13 protein-coding genes are annotated in these 16,095 nt (G+C 38.9%); 11 read left to right on the forward strand and 2 right to left on the reverse strand.

Translation table 11 applies throughout. From position 1 onward, the window contains the following. The first annotated feature begins 60 nt into the window (after positions 1-60). The 5 genes from RDV53_RS07775 (at position 61) to rpsO (ending at position 3,984) form a co-directional block, all read left to right on the forward strand. The gene (locus tag RDV53_RS07775) at positions 61-1,101 is read left to right on the forward strand and encodes an ABC transporter substrate-binding protein (RefSeq protein WP_005695780.1); all 1,041 of its coding nucleotides are present in this window, start codon (positions 61-63) and stop codon (positions 1,099-1,101) included. Then, a complete protein-coding gene (locus RDV53_RS07780) occupies positions 1,091-2,104 on the forward strand; it encodes a FecCD family ABC transporter permease (RefSeq protein ID WP_005695781.1) in 1,014 nt (337 codons plus the stop codon). The genes RDV53_RS07775 and RDV53_RS07780 overlap by 11 nt, the downstream gene beginning before the upstream one ends. Beyond that, entirely contained in the window at positions 2,097-2,873 is a 777-nt protein-coding gene (locus RDV53_RS07785; protein ID WP_005695782.1) for an ABC transporter ATP-binding protein, read from the forward strand. The genes RDV53_RS07780 and RDV53_RS07785 overlap by 8 nt, the downstream gene beginning before the upstream one ends. Then, positions 2,866-3,582 (forward strand): substrate-binding domain-containing protein, encoded by a 717-nt coding sequence (locus RDV53_RS07790; protein ID WP_005695783.1) that lies wholly within the window; start codon positions 2,866-2,868, stop codon positions 3,580-3,582. The genes RDV53_RS07785 and RDV53_RS07790 overlap by 8 nt, the downstream gene beginning before the upstream one ends. Positions 3,583-3,714: 132 nt before the next feature. Next, positions 3,715-3,984, forward strand: a complete 270-nt coding sequence (gene rpsO / locus RDV53_RS07795) for a 30S ribosomal protein S15 (protein WP_005628925.1) — start codon at positions 3,715-3,717, stop codon at positions 3,982-3,984. Positions 3,985-4,096: 112 nt separating this feature from the next. Here the strand turns inward: rpsO and prlC are convergent, their stop codons facing one another. After that, positions 4,097-6,136 (reverse strand): oligopeptidase A, encoded by a 2,040-nt coding sequence (prlC, locus tag RDV53_RS07800; RefSeq protein ID WP_005695784.1) that lies wholly within the window; start codon positions 6,134-6,136, stop codon positions 4,097-4,099. A 206-nt stretch (positions 6,137-6,342) separates the two neighbouring features. Here prlC and RDV53_RS07805 point away from each other — a divergent pair, with 206 nt between their 5' ends. The 4 genes from RDV53_RS07805 (at position 6,343) to RDV53_RS07820 (ending at position 12,493) form a co-directional block, all read left to right on the forward strand. After that, a complete protein-coding gene (locus RDV53_RS07805) occupies positions 6,343-6,714 on the forward strand; it encodes a YbaN family protein (protein WP_032822584.1) in 372 nt (123 codons plus the stop codon). Further along, the gene (locus RDV53_RS07810) at positions 6,707-8,269 is read left to right on the forward strand and encodes a peptide ABC transporter substrate-binding protein (protein WP_005695786.1); all 1,563 of its coding nucleotides are present in this window, start codon (positions 6,707-6,709) and stop codon (positions 8,267-8,269) included. The genes RDV53_RS07805 and RDV53_RS07810 overlap by 8 nt, the downstream gene beginning before the upstream one ends. Positions 8,270-8,405: 136 nt before the next feature. Continuing rightward, a complete protein-coding gene (locus tag RDV53_RS07815; RefSeq protein WP_005695787.1) occupies positions 8,406-9,047 on the forward strand; it encodes a MerR family transcriptional regulator in 642 nt (213 codons plus the stop codon). Then, complete coding sequence (locus RDV53_RS07820) at positions 9,044-12,493, forward strand: acyl-[ACP]--phospholipid O-acyltransferase (RefSeq protein WP_005695788.1); 3,450 nt, start codon at positions 9,044-9,046, stop codon at positions 12,491-12,493. The genes RDV53_RS07815 and RDV53_RS07820 overlap by 4 nt, the downstream gene beginning before the upstream one ends. A gap of 64 nt (positions 12,494-12,557) precedes the next feature. Here the strand turns inward: RDV53_RS07820 and RDV53_RS07825 are convergent, their stop codons facing one another. Then, the gene (locus RDV53_RS07825) at positions 12,558-13,589 is read right to left on the reverse strand and encodes a branched-chain amino acid aminotransferase (RefSeq protein WP_005695789.1); all 1,032 of its coding nucleotides are present in this window, start codon (positions 13,587-13,589) and stop codon (positions 12,558-12,560) included. Positions 13,590-14,070: 481 nt separating this feature from the next. Here RDV53_RS07825 and gcvA point away from each other — a divergent pair, with 481 nt between their 5' ends. Together gcvA and rlmM are read left to right on the forward strand one after the other, a co-directional pair. Then, a complete protein-coding gene (gene gcvA, locus RDV53_RS07830; RefSeq protein ID WP_005695791.1) occupies positions 14,071-14,961 on the forward strand; it encodes a transcriptional regulator GcvA in 891 nt (296 codons plus the stop codon). Beyond that, positions 14,958-16,046, forward strand: a complete 1,089-nt coding sequence (gene rlmM, locus RDV53_RS07835; RefSeq protein WP_005695792.1) for a 23S rRNA (cytidine(2498)-2'-O)-methyltransferase RlmM — start codon at positions 14,958-14,960, stop codon at positions 16,044-16,046. The genes gcvA and rlmM overlap by 4 nt, the downstream gene beginning before the upstream one ends. The last annotated feature ends 49 nt before the right edge of the window (positions 16,047-16,095 follow it).

Raw genomic sequence — 16,095 nt, forward strand, 5'->3', positions numbered from 1 at the left:
TATATCTCGCTGTATATTTTATTGTATAATTTAACTCCATTCTCATTTTAAGGATAACTTATGAAATTTAACCGCTTGTTTGTTGCTGCTTTGTTCGGCATTTTTTCTACATCGGCGTTGGCTGATCGTGTTGTAACTGACCAATTAGATCGTCAAGTGACCATTCCCGATCATATTCAGCGTGCTGTGGTATTACAGCATCAAACTCTCAATATCGCCGTGCAATTAGATGCTACTAAACAGATTGTTGGGGTATTATCAAATTGGAAAAAACAACTGGGGCAAAATTATGTACGTTTAGCGCCAGAATTAGAAAAAATGGCCATGCCGGGCGATTTAAATTCAGTCAATATTGAAAGCTTGTTGGAATTAAAACCGGATGTGGTATTTGTTACCAACTATGCACCACCGGAAATGATTAAACAAATTGCGGATACCGGTATTCCAGTGATTGCTATTTCGCTACGAACTGGCAGTGATAAAGATAAACTTAATCCAACCTTAGCTGATGAAGATAAAGCCTATAATGAAGGCTTAGCTCAAGGTATTGAGTTGATTGCTCAAGTGTTTGAAAAAGAACAACAAGGCAAAGAATTAGGTAAAGCCGCATTTGCGAATCGTAAAATGTTGGCGGAACGTTTGGGAAACATTCCTGCGGAGAAACGAGTGCGCACCTATATGGCTAACCCAGATTTAAATACCTATGGTTCAGGTAAATATACTGGTTTAATGTTGGAACATGCTGGCGCGTATAATGTCGCAGCGGCAACGGTGAAAGGTTTTAAACAGGTTTCCATGGAAAATGTGCTTGAGTGGAATCCAGCGGTGATTTTGGTACAAGATCGTTATCCTAAAGTGGTATCACAAATTAAAGAAGATGCGGCTTGGGCTAATATTGATGCAGTGAAAAATAACCAAGTGTTTTTAATGCCGGAATATGCGAAAGCTTGGGGTTATCCGATGCCGGAAGCCTTAGCATTAGGCGAAGTGTGGTTAGCAAAATCGCTATATCCGCAAAAATTCCAAGATATCGATTTAGATAAAATGGTGAACGACTACTATTTAAAATTCTATCGTCAACCGTATAACAATGGTAAATAAACATTCCAAATTGATGGGCTTATTGCTCATTGTCTTGGTCGCGAGCGCCCTGATTTCTTTAGGAATCGGGCGTTATGCTTTATCTCTAGAGCAGATTTTGCAAATTTTAACGGCAAAATTGACCGCACTTCCTATTGATCCAATCCATCAGCAGGTTATTTTCCAAGTTCGTTTACCACGTATTTTATCCGCTCTCTGTGTGGGGGCTGGATTAGCCTTAAGCGGCGCAGCATTACAGGGCATTTTCCGTAATCCGTTGGTGGATCCGCATATTATTGGCGTGACCTCTGGTTCTGCATTTGGTGGTACACTGGCCATCTTTTTTAGTTTGAGTCTGTATGGCTTATTTGCCAGTACAATTTTTTTCGGTTTAAGTACGCTAGTGCTCGTTTTTTTATTTAGCGTAAAGTTTGGCCGAAGAAGTTTGCTGATGCTGATTTTAATCGGGATGATTTTGAGCGGGCTGTTTTCTGCATTAGTGAGCCTGTTGCAGTACGTTTCTGATACCGAAGAAAAATTACCAAGTATTGTGTTTTGGTTGATGGGCAGCTTCGCCACGGCTAATACGGAAAAATGGCTGTTTTTCTTCGTGCCTTTTGTGTGTTGTTCGACATTGTTGCTGAAACTGAGCTGGCGTTTAAATTTGCTTTCTTTAGAGGATAAAGAAGCGAAAGCGTTAGGGCTAAAAGTTGGGCGATTACGCTGGTTGGTGATTGCCCTTAGCGGAACATTAGTCGCTTGCCAGGTGGCTATTAGCGGCAGTATCGGCTGGGTTGGCTTGATCATTCCACATATTAGTCGCATGTTGGTCGGTGCTAATCACCAACGTTTATTGCCTTGTACGATGCTAGTGGGGGCTATTTATATGCTGTGGGTGGATAATGCTGCTCGTGCGTTGACCGACAATGAAATTCCTATCAGTATTTTAACCGCACTTATTGGCGCGCCTTTATTTGGCATACTGGTTTATCGTTTAAAGCGAAATGGAGCGATGCGTGACTGATTTAATTAAAGTAAATGATCTTGCATTTGCCTATGAAAAAAACAACATGCTTTTTCAACATCTCAATTTTGCATTACAGGCAGGAGAGATTCTCGCCATTTTAGGGCAAAATGGTTGTGGTAAAAGTACCTTGTTAGAGCTATTACTTGGCATTCATCGTCCCTTACAAGGCAATATTCAGCTGAATGACTCGATAGGTTTTGTCCCGCAATTTTTTAGTGCGCCTTTTGCCTATTCGGTATTGGATATTGTGCTAATGGGGCGTTCAAGCCATATTGCCACCTTTAGTAAGCCTAAACCACAAGATATTGAAGTGGCGTTACAAGCGTTAGCTGATTTACAGTTGCAGCATTTAGCCGAGCAAGATTTTGCTTCACTTTCAGGTGGACAACGTCAGTTGATCTTGATTGCACGTGCCATTGCATCTGAATGCCGTTTAATGCTGTTGGATGAACCCACTTCAGCGCTTGATTTAGCCAACCAAGATGCGGTGTTATCACTTTTAAGACAATTAGCGAAAAAGCACGGCCTGGGAATTATTTTCACCACGCATCAACCTAATCATGCACAAGCGATTGCGAATAAAACGCTTTTGATCAATCGGAATTTTATTCGCTTTGGACAAACGGATGAGATATTAACTTCTGAAAATCTGACCGCACTTTTTCATTTACCGATGATCGTTGAACAATCGCAATATCAACAGCAACCGTTTAGCCATTTTGTGCCGGTTTATGAGGTTTTGTTAGAAGGAAAGAGAGATGAATAAACTCACTATTTATAGTGCGGGAAGCTTCCGATATGCCTTATTGGAGCTTACTCGTGCATTTAAGCAATGTCATGAAGTGGAAATTGAATGCATATTGGGGCCCGCTGGGTTGTTGAAAACGCGCATAATACAAGGAGCGTTAGCTGATCTTTTTATTAGTGCGAATTCAGAAAATGTATCGGCACTAGGGCGTCGAGTTTTTCAGCAGCAGGTGTTAACTTATAATCAACTTATGCTGACAACAAAGAATAAGCCAGAATTTCAGCGAGATACCCTTGAGCTACTTTTTGATGATCAATATCGATTAGCCACGTCAACGCCAGTTTGTGATCCTTGCGGTGATTATGCTTGGCAGCTTTTTGACCTTATTGAAAAAGATTATCCTGAACAAGGTAAAAGGTTAAAATCGAAGGCATTGAAATTGGTCGGAGGAACAGAAAATCAAGTTGTCATACCTCCAGGTGAAATGGCTTCACATTATCTCTTGAAAAACGATTATGCGGATATGATGTTGGGCTATGCGCATTATCAGACAAGATTAGAAAATTTGGGGATGCTTTGTCATGCATTGCCATCTGAATATGATATTTGCGCAGAGTATGTCCTTGCTATGCTGAATGATGCCGCATTGACGCAACGATTTTATCAATTTTTATTGAGCGAGCATGCGCAAGACATTATTCGTAAGAATGGATTTAAAAATGATTAAACATTTAAGAGGAACAGCGTAATAATTCCTTGCTTTTATTGGCTTCAATCGTTAAAATTCAGGCTCCTTGTCATCGCTGAGTTAGAGATCGGCGAATGATGTATTAATAACACTACCTTTTAGGAGTAAAAAATGTCTCTAAGTACTGAAAAAAAAGCAGCAATCGTTGCTGAATTTGGTCGCGATGCGAAAGATACTGGTTCTTCTGAAGTTCAAATCGCATTATTAACTGCACAAATCAACCACTTACAAGCTCACTTCGCTGAGCACAAAAAAGACCACCATGGTCGTCGTGGTTTATTACGTATGGTTTCTCGTCGTCGTAAACTTTTAGACTACTTAAAACGTACTGATCTTGCTTTATACCAAAGCACTATCGCTCGTTTAGGTTTACGTCGCTAATTTTTATTACGATAGTAAAAATAAAAGCCTTCGGATTACCGAGGGCTTTTTTATTTTCTGCATATTGGAAGATAAAAAAACGGTCAAAAATTTGACCGCTCTTTTTTAGTTATTAGTTCGCAATGCCTTTATGACGAAGCAATGCGTCTAATTGAGGTTCACGTCCACGGAAGCGTTTGAATAAGACCATTGGTTCTTCAGAGCCACCACGAGTGAGAATTTCATCCAAGAAAGATTTACCCGTAATTGGATTAAAAATCCCTTCTTCTTCAAAGCGAGAGAACGCATCTGCAGATAGCACTTCAGCCCATAAATAGCTGTAATAACCGGCCGCATAACCGCCTGCAAAGATATGGCTAAAGCTATGTGGTGTTCTTGCCCATTCAACACCTTTAATCACGGCAACTTTATCTTTCACCGCTTTTAAGGTATCAAGGACTTGATCAGCTTTACCCACTTCAAAAGTATGATGAAGGGTAAAATCAAACAAGCCAAATTCAAGCTGGCGTAACACAAACATCGCTGCTTGGTAGTTTTTTGCTTTGAGAAGTTGATTTAATTTTTCTTCTGGCAATGGTTCGTGCGTTTCAAAATGACCAGAAATAAAATCAAGCGCTTCTTTTTCCCAACACCAGTTTTCCATAAATTGACTTGGAAGTTCTACTGCATCCCAAGGTACACCATTGATACCCGCAACATCCGGCACATCAACTTTGGTGAGCATATGGTGAATGCCGTGACCAAACTCATGGAAGAGAGTGGTAACTTCATCATGGGTGAATAGTGCAGGTTTATCACCAATAGGCGCGTTGAAGTTACACGTTAAATAAGCAACTGGTTTTTGAATTGAACCGTCAGCATTACGTTTTCTACCGATACAATCATCCATCCATGCGCCGCCACGTTTATTTTCACGTGCATAAAGATCGAGATAGAAACTGCCACGTACTTCATCGGTTTCATCAATTAAATCAAAGAAACGCACATCTTTATGCCAAGTATCTACGCCAAAACGTTCAACTGCACGAATATTAAAAATACGTTTAATTAATTCAAATAAGCCCGAAATAACGCGATCTTCAGGGAAATAAGGACGAAGTTCTTCATCATTGATCGCATATAAATGTTGTTTTTGTTTTTCAGAGTAGAAACTGATATCCCAAGGGGCAAGTTCCGTTACGCCAAATTCTTTTTCACAATAAGCTTTAAGTTCTGCTAATTCTTTCTCACCTTGCGCTTTTGAACGATCTGCAAGGTTATTTAAGAAATCTAACACTTGTTGTGGATTTTCTGCCATTTTGGTCGCAAGTGAGCGTTCAGTATAGGTATTGAAACCTAGCAATTTCGCTAGTTCCACGCGTAACGTCATGATTTCTTCAATGATCGCCGTGTTATCCCATTTGCCTGCATTCGGACCTTGATCAGAAGCGCGAGTCGCATAAGCACGATACATTTCTTCGCGTAATGCTGCATTTTCACAATAGGTCATAATAGGTAAATAACTTGGAATTTCTAACGTAAAACGATAGCCTTTTAAGCCTTTACTTTCAGCAGATTGTTTTGCTGCAAGTAATGCAGATTCAGGAAGACCCGCTAATTGGCTTTCATCTTCAATGACTTTTTCCCAACCCATGGTGGCATCGAGTACATTATTGCTAAATTGTGCGCTTAATTCTGATAAGCGAGCAACAATCTCACCATAACGTTTTTGTTTTTCTTCGGATAAACCGATACCTGAAAGCTCAAAATCACGCAGTGCATTTTCAATGGCTTTCTTTTGTGCTACTGAATAAGTGGCAAATTCAGGACTATTTTTTAAGGCTAAATAAGCGTTGTATAAGCCTTTGTGTTGACCTACCCAGGTGCTGTATTCAGAGAGTAGTGGCAAGCAGGCTTGGTACGCATCACGTAATTCAGGGCTGTTTTTAACTGAATTTAAATGGGAGATCGGTGACCAAGCACGACTTAAGTGTTCTCCTGCTTCAGAAAGTGGTTCAATAAAGTTTTCCCAAGTAAAGTGCGGTTGTTTTAAAACTTGTTCAATGGCTTGACGATTTTCTTCGATGAGTTTTTGGATTGCCGGTTGAATATGTTCTGGTTTGATTTGAGAAAACGGAGGTAAGCCTTCAATATGAAGTAATGGATTAGACATAAATATTCCTTTTGCTAACTGTTTCTTTAGTAAATTGCGACAAATTCTATAATATCAAGGTTGAAAAATCTAAAAAATCAGTAATAATTGCGTATCACTTTTATTTAGGAATGATGATGAACGACGCGTTATTGTTTTCTGGCTTAATCACGTTTTCGGTTATAGTCGGTTTTGTTGCACTTAAATTCTTCCCCAAAAATCCTTTAATTAAAGGCATTTATATTATACTAGGCTGTATTTCTTTGGTTTTAGGCGTGATTGGTGTTTTTCTACCATTTCTGCCGACAACACCTTTTTTGTTGCTAACACTTTATTCTTTTGCGCAAGGTTCATCTCGCTTAGAACGTTGGTTTTTAGAGACAAAGCTTTATCAAAAGTATCTGAAGTCTTTTAATGAACGTCGTGCATTAACAAAAAAAGCAAAAATTTCTATTCTGACCTTTTCAACTACAATGCTTTTAATTGGCTTTTACTTTACCCCAAGTGTAGTGGGGCGAACGATCATTGCCATTTTAATTGCGGTAAAATATTGGTTCTTTTTCTTTTGGATTAAAACAGAAGACGTTGAAAATGGATAATGCTTTCCTTACTTGGCTTAAAAGTGCGGTCATTTTCGGTATTGTTTTTGGATTGAGTGGTTGTGATAAATTAAACAGTCCTAAATCTACAAACACGGCAGCAGAAGAGCAACCAACACAAAGTCAGTCTATCGAACAAGAAAATACATCAAAACCGAGTAGGACTTTACTGACTCGGGCGTTTACTCATACTCCTTCTTTTGAGCCTTGGTTTGTGCGTTATCCGGAACAAGAAAACTTATTGCGTGATTTATATGAAGGTTTAACCGCTTATGATTCGGAAGGGCGAATCGTGCCGGGTATCGCAGAAAGTTGGCAAACGAAAGATAACAAAACCTGGATCTTTACCTTGCGAGAAGGGCTTCGTTGGTCAAATGGCGATCCTTTAGTTGCTCAGGATGTCATGCTTTCTTGGCAAGCATTGTCTCAATCAAATAGTCCATTAAGATCTTATTTGGCTTATCTTAATCTAAAAAATGCGAAAGGCGTTTTAGAAAAAAATAAACCTTTTAAGAGCTTAGGCATTTATGCAGAAAATGACCGCACTTTACGTATTGAGCTTGATAAACCAACACCATATTTACCGGAAATGTTGGCGCATATTAGCCTCGTGCCACAATATAGCGATCCTGATTCTCCAGTGACAAACGGGGCTTATATGATCGAAAGTGAAAGTGTGAAAAGCATACACTTAACTAAAAATCCCTATTATTGGCAGAAAAATAATGTGGCTTTTGAGCGTGTAGAATATTTGCCTTTTATCGCCACTAAATTATCTGACTTTGATGTGGTAGTTGATGTACCAGAAGTGAACGCGGACCTTCAACATTTTCCGCAGCTTTGTGGATATTTTTATGAATTTAATCTGAAAGATCCTAAAGTTGCTAAGGCAGATGTGCGTAAGGCGATTGCTTCGTTGGTTTCGGTTACGAATATTGTGAATAATGAGATTCCAGCGGCAATTCCGAGTTCGTATTTTTTACCGAAAGCCATGTTAAATGGACAAGATTCAAGATGGGAGCCTGTTGTTGCCGAGCAGTTATTGGCTCAAAATAAAATTGATGAAAAACATCCGCTACATTTAAATGTGCTCTATGATGATGCCCCCTTGCATGTGAATATTGCGCAACGTTTAGTGGGGCAATTGACGCAGTCCGATATGTTGCGCGTGGATGCTCAACCAGTCAATTGGCAAACATTACAGACTAAGCGCCAAAAAGGGGATTTCCAAGTCATTCGTTCTGGCTGGTGCGCAGACTTTAATCATCCTATGGCATTCTTGGGTTTGTTCTATTCTAAAAGTCCCGATAATAAAAATGGCTATGCCAATGCGGAATATGACCAACTTTTTGAGCAAGCATTGAAAAGCTTAAATGAAAAAGAGCGGTCAGAAATTTACTTAAAATTAAGTGAGAAGATCCAACAGGAAAACCTTGCGTTACCGCTTTTCCAATACACTACACCGGTTTATATTTCTCCAACTATTATGGGAGCGAAGAAAAATCCAGTAGGGGTTATTTATAGCAAAGATCTATGGCGAAAAGTGGAAAGCTAAAGCTGATTAAGAAAGTTGTTTATCATGCTATGAACAACTTTTTTATTAAATTTAATTAAAAGTGTAAAGTAACACTATTTACTTTTTGTTTTTATCCGCTACAATACACAACAAATCAACTTAGAGGGAAATCCTGATGTTAAAAATGAATGATTTAGTTAAGCTTAGTCAGACACCAAAATCCACGGTGCTGTACTATGTGAAAGAAGGTTTGTTGCCAGAGCCGGTGAAAGATAAACCGAATTTTCATCTCTATGATGAACATTGTGTGAAGTTACTCAGCTTTATTAAATATCTACAAAGCAATTTCAATGCAACGATTTCACAAATTAAAGCACTTTTTGCACATCCTCATTTTGATTGGAATAATCCTTATGAAAGTCTTATTGGATTATTAGACATCATCATGGGTACTGAAAATGAAGTATTTTCAGTGGAGCAACTCTCTGCAGAATTTCATCTTTCTACTCAGCAAATCGAAGAGATGGTAGCGGAAGGATTATTGAATCCTCGTGAAGGCATTTTTACAGCAAAAGAACGTGATATTTTGGCGATCTTAGCGCGTTGTGATGCAGCCGAAATGGATGTAGTGAAAGCTTATTTAGCTGCAGCAAAAATGTTAGCGGAAAAAGAGGTGAATGTGACTTTAGCGGCATTATCCAATAGCGAACAAAAAGATGAAAAATTAAAACACTTATTTGATTTATTGTTGGTGTTAAAACCTTATCTCTTGAATATGAAAACCTTTAATCTTTATCAAGCGGAGAGTGCAAAATGAAACTCTTAAAATATGCTGGCTTTTTGCCTTATTTAGCCATTGCCTTTATTAATGCCAGTGTAGATTTGGCACATAAAATTACCATTCAAAATGTATTACTGAAGAGCTTTTCAGGGGAGAGTTTGGTGGTTTTAACGGCATTAATTAATGCGATGATTTTATTACCGTTTATTTTCTTGTTTTCCCCTTCGGCATTTATCAACGATAAATTTTCTCGCACCAATGTGATCCGTTACAGCAGTTTAGCGGCGGTGGCGATTAGCGCTGGGATTTTATTGAGTTATATGACGGGTATGTTTGCGCTTTCCTTTGTACTGACATTGATTTTGGCGGCGCAAAGTGCGGTCTATTCTCCGGCTAAATATAGCATTATTAAATCGATTGTGGGCACCGAAAATATCGGTATGGCAAACGGTGTGATTCAAGCGCTCACCATTGTGGCCATTCTATTTAGTTCTTTTGCCTTTTCTTTCTTCTTTGAAGCGCATTATGTGGCATCAGATGATCCGAATGAAGTATTACAAAGTGTTTGGGTGATAGGTGTAGCATTAGTATTATTGAGTGCACTAGAAGCCTATTTTGCTTTTAAAATTCCATTCTTTAAACAAGAAGCTGAAAATACAGAAGGTCAGTTTGATATGAGAAAATACCTTTCTCTAGGGTATTTAAAAGATAATGTTCGTACATTAAAAGCTGATCAAAATATTTGGCTGAGTGTCATTGGACTAAGCCTGTTTTGGGGCGTGTCACAAATTATTGTGGCGGCATTTCCTGCACATTATAAAGCAATGTTCAATGAAGATAATGCGGTTGTCATTCAAGCAATTCTAGCGGTGAGTGGCGTAGGACTAGTGCTTGGTTCATATCTTGCTGGACGTGCTTCTCGTTTGCATATTGAGTTAGGTATTGTGCCGCTTGGTGCGTTGGGTATTTGTGCATCGTTATTCTTCTTAACTCTAGCCCAAAGTGGTGTGGTATTGGCACTTTGTTCTTTTGTCTTTGGTTTCTCTGGCGGTTTATTGATTGTGCCATTGAATGCAACTATTCAGTATTTCGCACCTGAGAAAATCAGCGGCAAAATCATGGCGGGTAACAATTTTGTGCAAAACGTGTTCATGGTGGTCTTTTTGCTATTAAGTATTGTTTTTGTACAACTTAATGTTTCGACTCAAGGTTTATTCTTAGTGACTTCTGCTGCATGTTTTGCTGCGAGTCTATATACCATGTCGAAAGTACCCCATTTATTTACGCGTTTATTCCTACTCTTTGCGTTAAAAGCGAATTACCGTTTTCATGTGGATGGGTTAAAAAACCTTCCACAAAGTGGTGGCGTGTTGTTATTAGGTAACCATATTAGCTGGATTGACTGGTTAGTGTTACAAGCGGCTAGCCCGCGTGCGATTAAATTTGTGATGTATCGTCCAATTTACAACAAATGGTATCTCACTTGGTTCTTCCGTATTTTCAAAGTCATCCCAATTGGTGGGGGGGCAAGCCGTGAATCTATTGAAACCATTCGTGAATATTTAGCGCGTGGTGAAGTAGTGGCGTTATTCCCAGAAGGACATATTAGCTATAACGGTCAAATCAATGAGTTTCAAAAAGGCTTTGAGCACGTATTAAAAGATTTAGAGAATGTGACGACTGTTCCTTTCTATTTACGTGGATTATGGGGGAGCAGCTTCTCTCGTGCGGATTCTTTCTATAAGAATTTAACTAAACGCCAAGGTAAACGTGAAATTTTAGTAGCATTTGGTAAACCAATTTATGGCTTTATTGATGCGACAGCCATGAAGCAAAAAGTACTCGAACTTTCTTTCTCAGTATGGGAAAAAGTCATGAGTAAACGTAAACCTCTGATGCATCATTGGTTGAATTCAGCAAAATCGAATTTATTCAAAGAAGCCGCGGTAGATGCGCAAGGCACTAAACTGAATAACCTGAAATTTATTGCTGCCGTGTTGATGTTTGTGAAAACCTTGAAAGCAGCTTTAGGGAATGAAAAAAATGTTGGCGTGTTATTACCAAGTTCATCAATCGGGGCAATTATCAATATGACCCTAATGGTGATGGGCAAAGTACCGGTAAATTTAAACTACACGCTAAGCCCTGAAGTGATGGAAAAAGCGTTGAAAAAAGCCAACATTTCGCAAGTCATTACCTCTGAAAAATTCTTGGATAAGTTGAACACAAAAGGTTTTGACTTTAGCCAAGTGGTGGCTGATAAAGCCCTCTTTATGGAAAATTTAGGGAAATCGATCACTAAAGCGAATAAAGTGCGGTCATTTTTAACGGCGTTTTTAGCACCGCAATGGTGGATTAAATTACGTTACTTTGCAGACGTAAGCTTGGACGATAATGCAACCATCTTATTCAGTAGTGGTAGTGAAGGTGATCCAAAAGGCATTGAATTAAGCCATAAAAACTTACTAACAAACATTAAACAGATTGGTGAATTATTAAATTTCCACAAAGATGATGTGATTTTGAATTCCTTACCAATTTTCCACTCATTTGGCTTAACCGTGACAACCTTATTGCCATTGTGTGAAGGCATTAAAATGGTGAGTGTGGCCGACCCAACAGATGGGGCGACAGTCGGAAAAATGTGTGCTCGACATCGTGTGAGTATTTTATTTGGTACTTCAACTTTCTTTAGATTGTATGTACGCAATAAGAAATTCCATCCGTTAATGCTACAAAATGTGCGTATGGTTATTGCTGGTGCCGAAAAATTGAAAGCAGATGTGAAAGAAGCCTTCAAACTTAAATTTGGCTTGGAAATTTACGAAGGTTATGGTGCGACTGAAACAGCACCAGTAGCCAGTGTCAATATGCCTAATTTACTGGATCCGGAAACCTTACAGGAATTTACCTTCAATCAAGCTGGTTCGGTAGGTATGCCATTACCGGGCACCATTATCAAAATTGTGGATCTAGAAAGCTTGCAGGAACTACCAGTCGGCGAAGACGGCTTGATCTTGATTGGTGGTGGGCAAGTGATGAAAGGTTATTTGAACGCACCAGAAAAAACAGCAGAAGTGATTGTTGAAATTGATGGTGTGCGTTATTACAAAACCGGCGATAAAGGCCATATCGATCATAACGGCTTTATTACCATTGTGGATCGTTATTCTCGATTTGCTAAAGTCGGCGGTGAAATGATCAGTCTAGGTAGCGTGGAAGAGAAACTTTCACAAGTATTTGATGAAGAAAATCAATTCGTTGCGGTGGCTGTAAGCGATGATAAAAAAGGCGAGAGCATTGTGCTTTTAATTAAGTCTGCACTTTCTTTAGATGAAATCAATGAACGCATTAAAGGATTAAATGTTCCACCAATTATGCTACCAAGCCAAATCTTCTTAGTGGATGAAATTCCAATGCTCGGAAGTGGTAAAGTGGATTTTAAAGGCGCGAAGAATCTGGCGATGAGTTTGGTTAAGTAAAGAACATCGTAATAAATAAAAGAGCGGTCAATTTGACCGCTCTTTTTGTTGATAGATAAATAAATTATTCTACTTTTACAATCCAGCCTTCAGGGGCTTCAACATCACCGAATTGGATACCGGTTAACTCGTTGTAAAGTTTGCGTGTAATAGGGCCAACTTCCGTTTCTGAATAGAACACGTGGAATTTACCTTTGTGTTGAATACCACCTACTGGTGTAATTACTGCAGCAGTACCACAAGCCCCCGCTTCGGTGAATTGATCAAGTTGATCGATATACACGTCACCTTCAATGGCTTCCATACCTAAACGTTCTTTTGCAATGTGAAGTAATGAGTATTTCGTGATACTTGGTAAAATGGATTCAGATGCTGGCGTGATAAATTTATTATCTTTGGTGATACCAAAGAAGTTTGCCGCACCCACTTCTTCAATTTTAGTGTGAGTTTTAGGATCAAGGTAAATCGCGTCTGCAAATTTACGTTCTGGTGTACCTTGTTCTGCGGCTAGTTCATGAGGAAGCAAACTTGCCGCATAGTTACCACCCACTTTTACACCACCTGTACCCATAGGTGCAGCACGGTCGTAATCAGTCGTAATGAAGTTAGATGGTGCTAAACCACCTTTGAAATATGCGCCTACTGGGCAGCAGAATACAGAGAAAATAAATTCAGGTGCAGTTTTTACACCGATATTAGCCCCCGTACCAAAGAGGAATGGACGTAAATATAATGTTGCGCCAGAGCCGTAAGGGCCTAACCATTCTTGGTTTGCTTTTACTACTTCTTTACAAGCACGGATAAATAATTCTGTTGGCACTTGAGGCATCAATAAACGATCTGCGGTATGTTGCATACGTTTTGCATTTTGATCAGGACGGAATAAGTTGATTGAACCATCTTTACAACGATAGGCTTTTAAGCCTTCAAAGCATTGTTGACCGTAGTGAATTGCCGTTGAACCTTCGTGGATATGTAGCATATTATCAGTGGTAAGTTTCCCTTCATCCCATTTACCATCTTTCCAATGTGCGATGAAACGATAATCTGTTTTGATATAACTAAATCCAAGATTGTTCCAGTCTAAGTCTTTCATTTTGCTTCCTTAATTTGTATAAATAATTTTATGAATGGAAATGCAGTTAATCTACACCATAACGGCTACTATGAAAACCTTTAAACACAAAAATATTGTGATTTCTCAAAATTTTTATTGGATTTTTAAATTTGTGAAGTTGGTCAGGAAATAAAATTTTGCTTATGTTAGAATGCGGGAATAAAAAAACGCCGCTCGAAACGAGCAGCGCTTAACCAGAATGGTTTAATATATACAGGAAGTAAATGAGTAACTTAATTGTTACTCCAGTTCGGAGAACCGAACTATATGCAAACACAACATCATACTTAAGTCTGAAACTCATTAACTTGTAAGGAATTACCAATCATTAAGTATGTGTGTATTGTAGGTAGAAGGTGATGGAAGGACAAATGATGTTTTTTTATTTGATACATAAAAAAAACTAATCCGAATTAGATCTTAATCATTATAAACTAAAATTTAGCCATTGGGAAGAATTATGTATAAACGTTTGCCTCCCCTGAATTCATTGAAGTCTTTCGAATCAGCTGCTCGACATTTAAGCTTCACAAAAGCTGCGGATGAACTTTTTGTGACACAAGCCGCAGTGAGCCATCAAATAAAATTATTAGAAGATTTTTTAGGTGTCGAGCTTTTTATACGTAAAAATCGTTCACTCGAATTGACGGAATTTGGGAAAGCCTATTTTGTTGATATTAACAAAGTTTTGCGAAAATTAAATGAAGCGACTGAACGTTTATTAACACTTAAAGCAGAGCCACATTTGGCAATTAGTGTGCCACAAACCTTTGGTATTCAATGGCTTGTGCCACATTTGAGTGATTTTAATAAGCAACACCCTGAAATTGAAGTACGCTTGAAGGGCGTTGATCAAGATGAAGGTTTATTAAATAAAGAAATTGATATTGCCATTTATTATGGCAAAGGTGATTGGGAAAATTTACAAGTCGATCGGTTAGGTGAAGAAAACCTTGTGATTCTGGCTGCGCCTGCATTGCTTGAGAAAATTCCCGTTCGCTGTCCAGATGATTTGAAAAAGCACACACTGATTCACACACATACTCGAGATAACTGGCAAGCAATGGCAGATTATCTCAAATTAGATGATTTGAATATTCAGCAAGGTCCATTATTTAGCCATACCTTTATGGCATTACAAGCTGCCGTTCATGGTCAGGGTATCGTGCTGGCTAATCGTATTTTGGCTCAGCAAGAAATTGAAAATGGTTATCTACAGATTGTGTTACCAACCGAATTACGGGATCCGAAATCATTCTATGTAGTCAATCATTTAGATCGTTTAGATGATGAACAGATTCAAGCCTTTAGAACATGGATTAAAGATTCAATAAAATTAGGGAAAATATGAATAAATTAGCCTTATATTGTCGAATTGGCTTTGAAAAAGAAGTGGCCGCAGAAATTACCGACCGCGCTTCTGAGCGTGGCGTATTTGGTTTTGCTCGCGTAGTAGAAAACAGTGGCTATGTCATTTTTGAATGCTATCAACCGGGTGATGCGGATCGTTTAGCGAGAGAAATCCCTTTTAATCGTTTGATTTTTGCGCGTCAAATGATCGTTATATCAGATCTCTTAGAAAATCTGGATCCTCAAGATCGTATTTCGCCAATTCTGGCTCAATATGAACGCATTGCAGAAGACATTAATCTTAAGCAAGCGGTAGAGTTATTTGTTGAAACAGCAGATACGAATGAAGCGAAAGAGCTTTCGACATTTTGCCGAAAATTTACCGTGCCGTTGCGCCAAGCGTTGAAAAAGAAAGGCTGGTTACAAGGCAAAACGAATGCAAAGCGCGGTCAGATTTTGCATTGTTTTTTCACGCAACCGAATTGTTGCTATGTGGGGTATTCCTATCTTGGTAATAACTCCACCCACTTTATGGGAATCCCACGTTTAAAATTCCCAGCGGATGCACCAAGCCGTTCAACTTTAAAATTGGAAGAGGCGATTTTAACCTTTATTCCTCGAAATGAAGAAAGTAAACGCTTGAATGAAAATATGGTTGGCGTCGATCTCGGTGCTTGCCCTGGCGGCTGGACCTATCAATTAGTGAAACGTGGTTTATTTGTGTATGCGGTTGATCATGGCAAAATGGCGGCAAGTTTGCATGATACCGGCAGAATTGAGCACTGTCCGGAAGATGGGTTTAAATTCCAACCACCAAAACGTAAGCATATTGATTGGCTTGTGTGTGATATGGTGGAGCAACCAAGTCGAATTGCGAATTTAATTGGAAAATGGTTGATTAACGGCTGGTGTCGAGAAACCATTTTCAACTTGAAATTACCAATGAAAAAGCGCTATCAAGAAGTGATGTTGTGCTTAGAAAATCTTGCGGTGATGTTGGCAGAAAAAGAATTGGAATTTGATATTCAAGCGAAGCATTTGTATCACGATCGTGAAGAGATTACGGTACATATTGCCTTAAAATAAAAAAGCAAAGTGCGGTCAAAAAACTTCATGTTTTTTGACCGCACTTTTT

Origin of the sequence: Haemophilus parainfluenzae ATCC 33392, from assembly GCF_031191205.1 — a bacterium.
In the GTDB taxonomy this organism is placed as follows: domain Bacteria; phylum Pseudomonadota; class Gammaproteobacteria; order Enterobacterales; family Pasteurellaceae; genus Haemophilus_D; species Haemophilus_D parainfluenzae.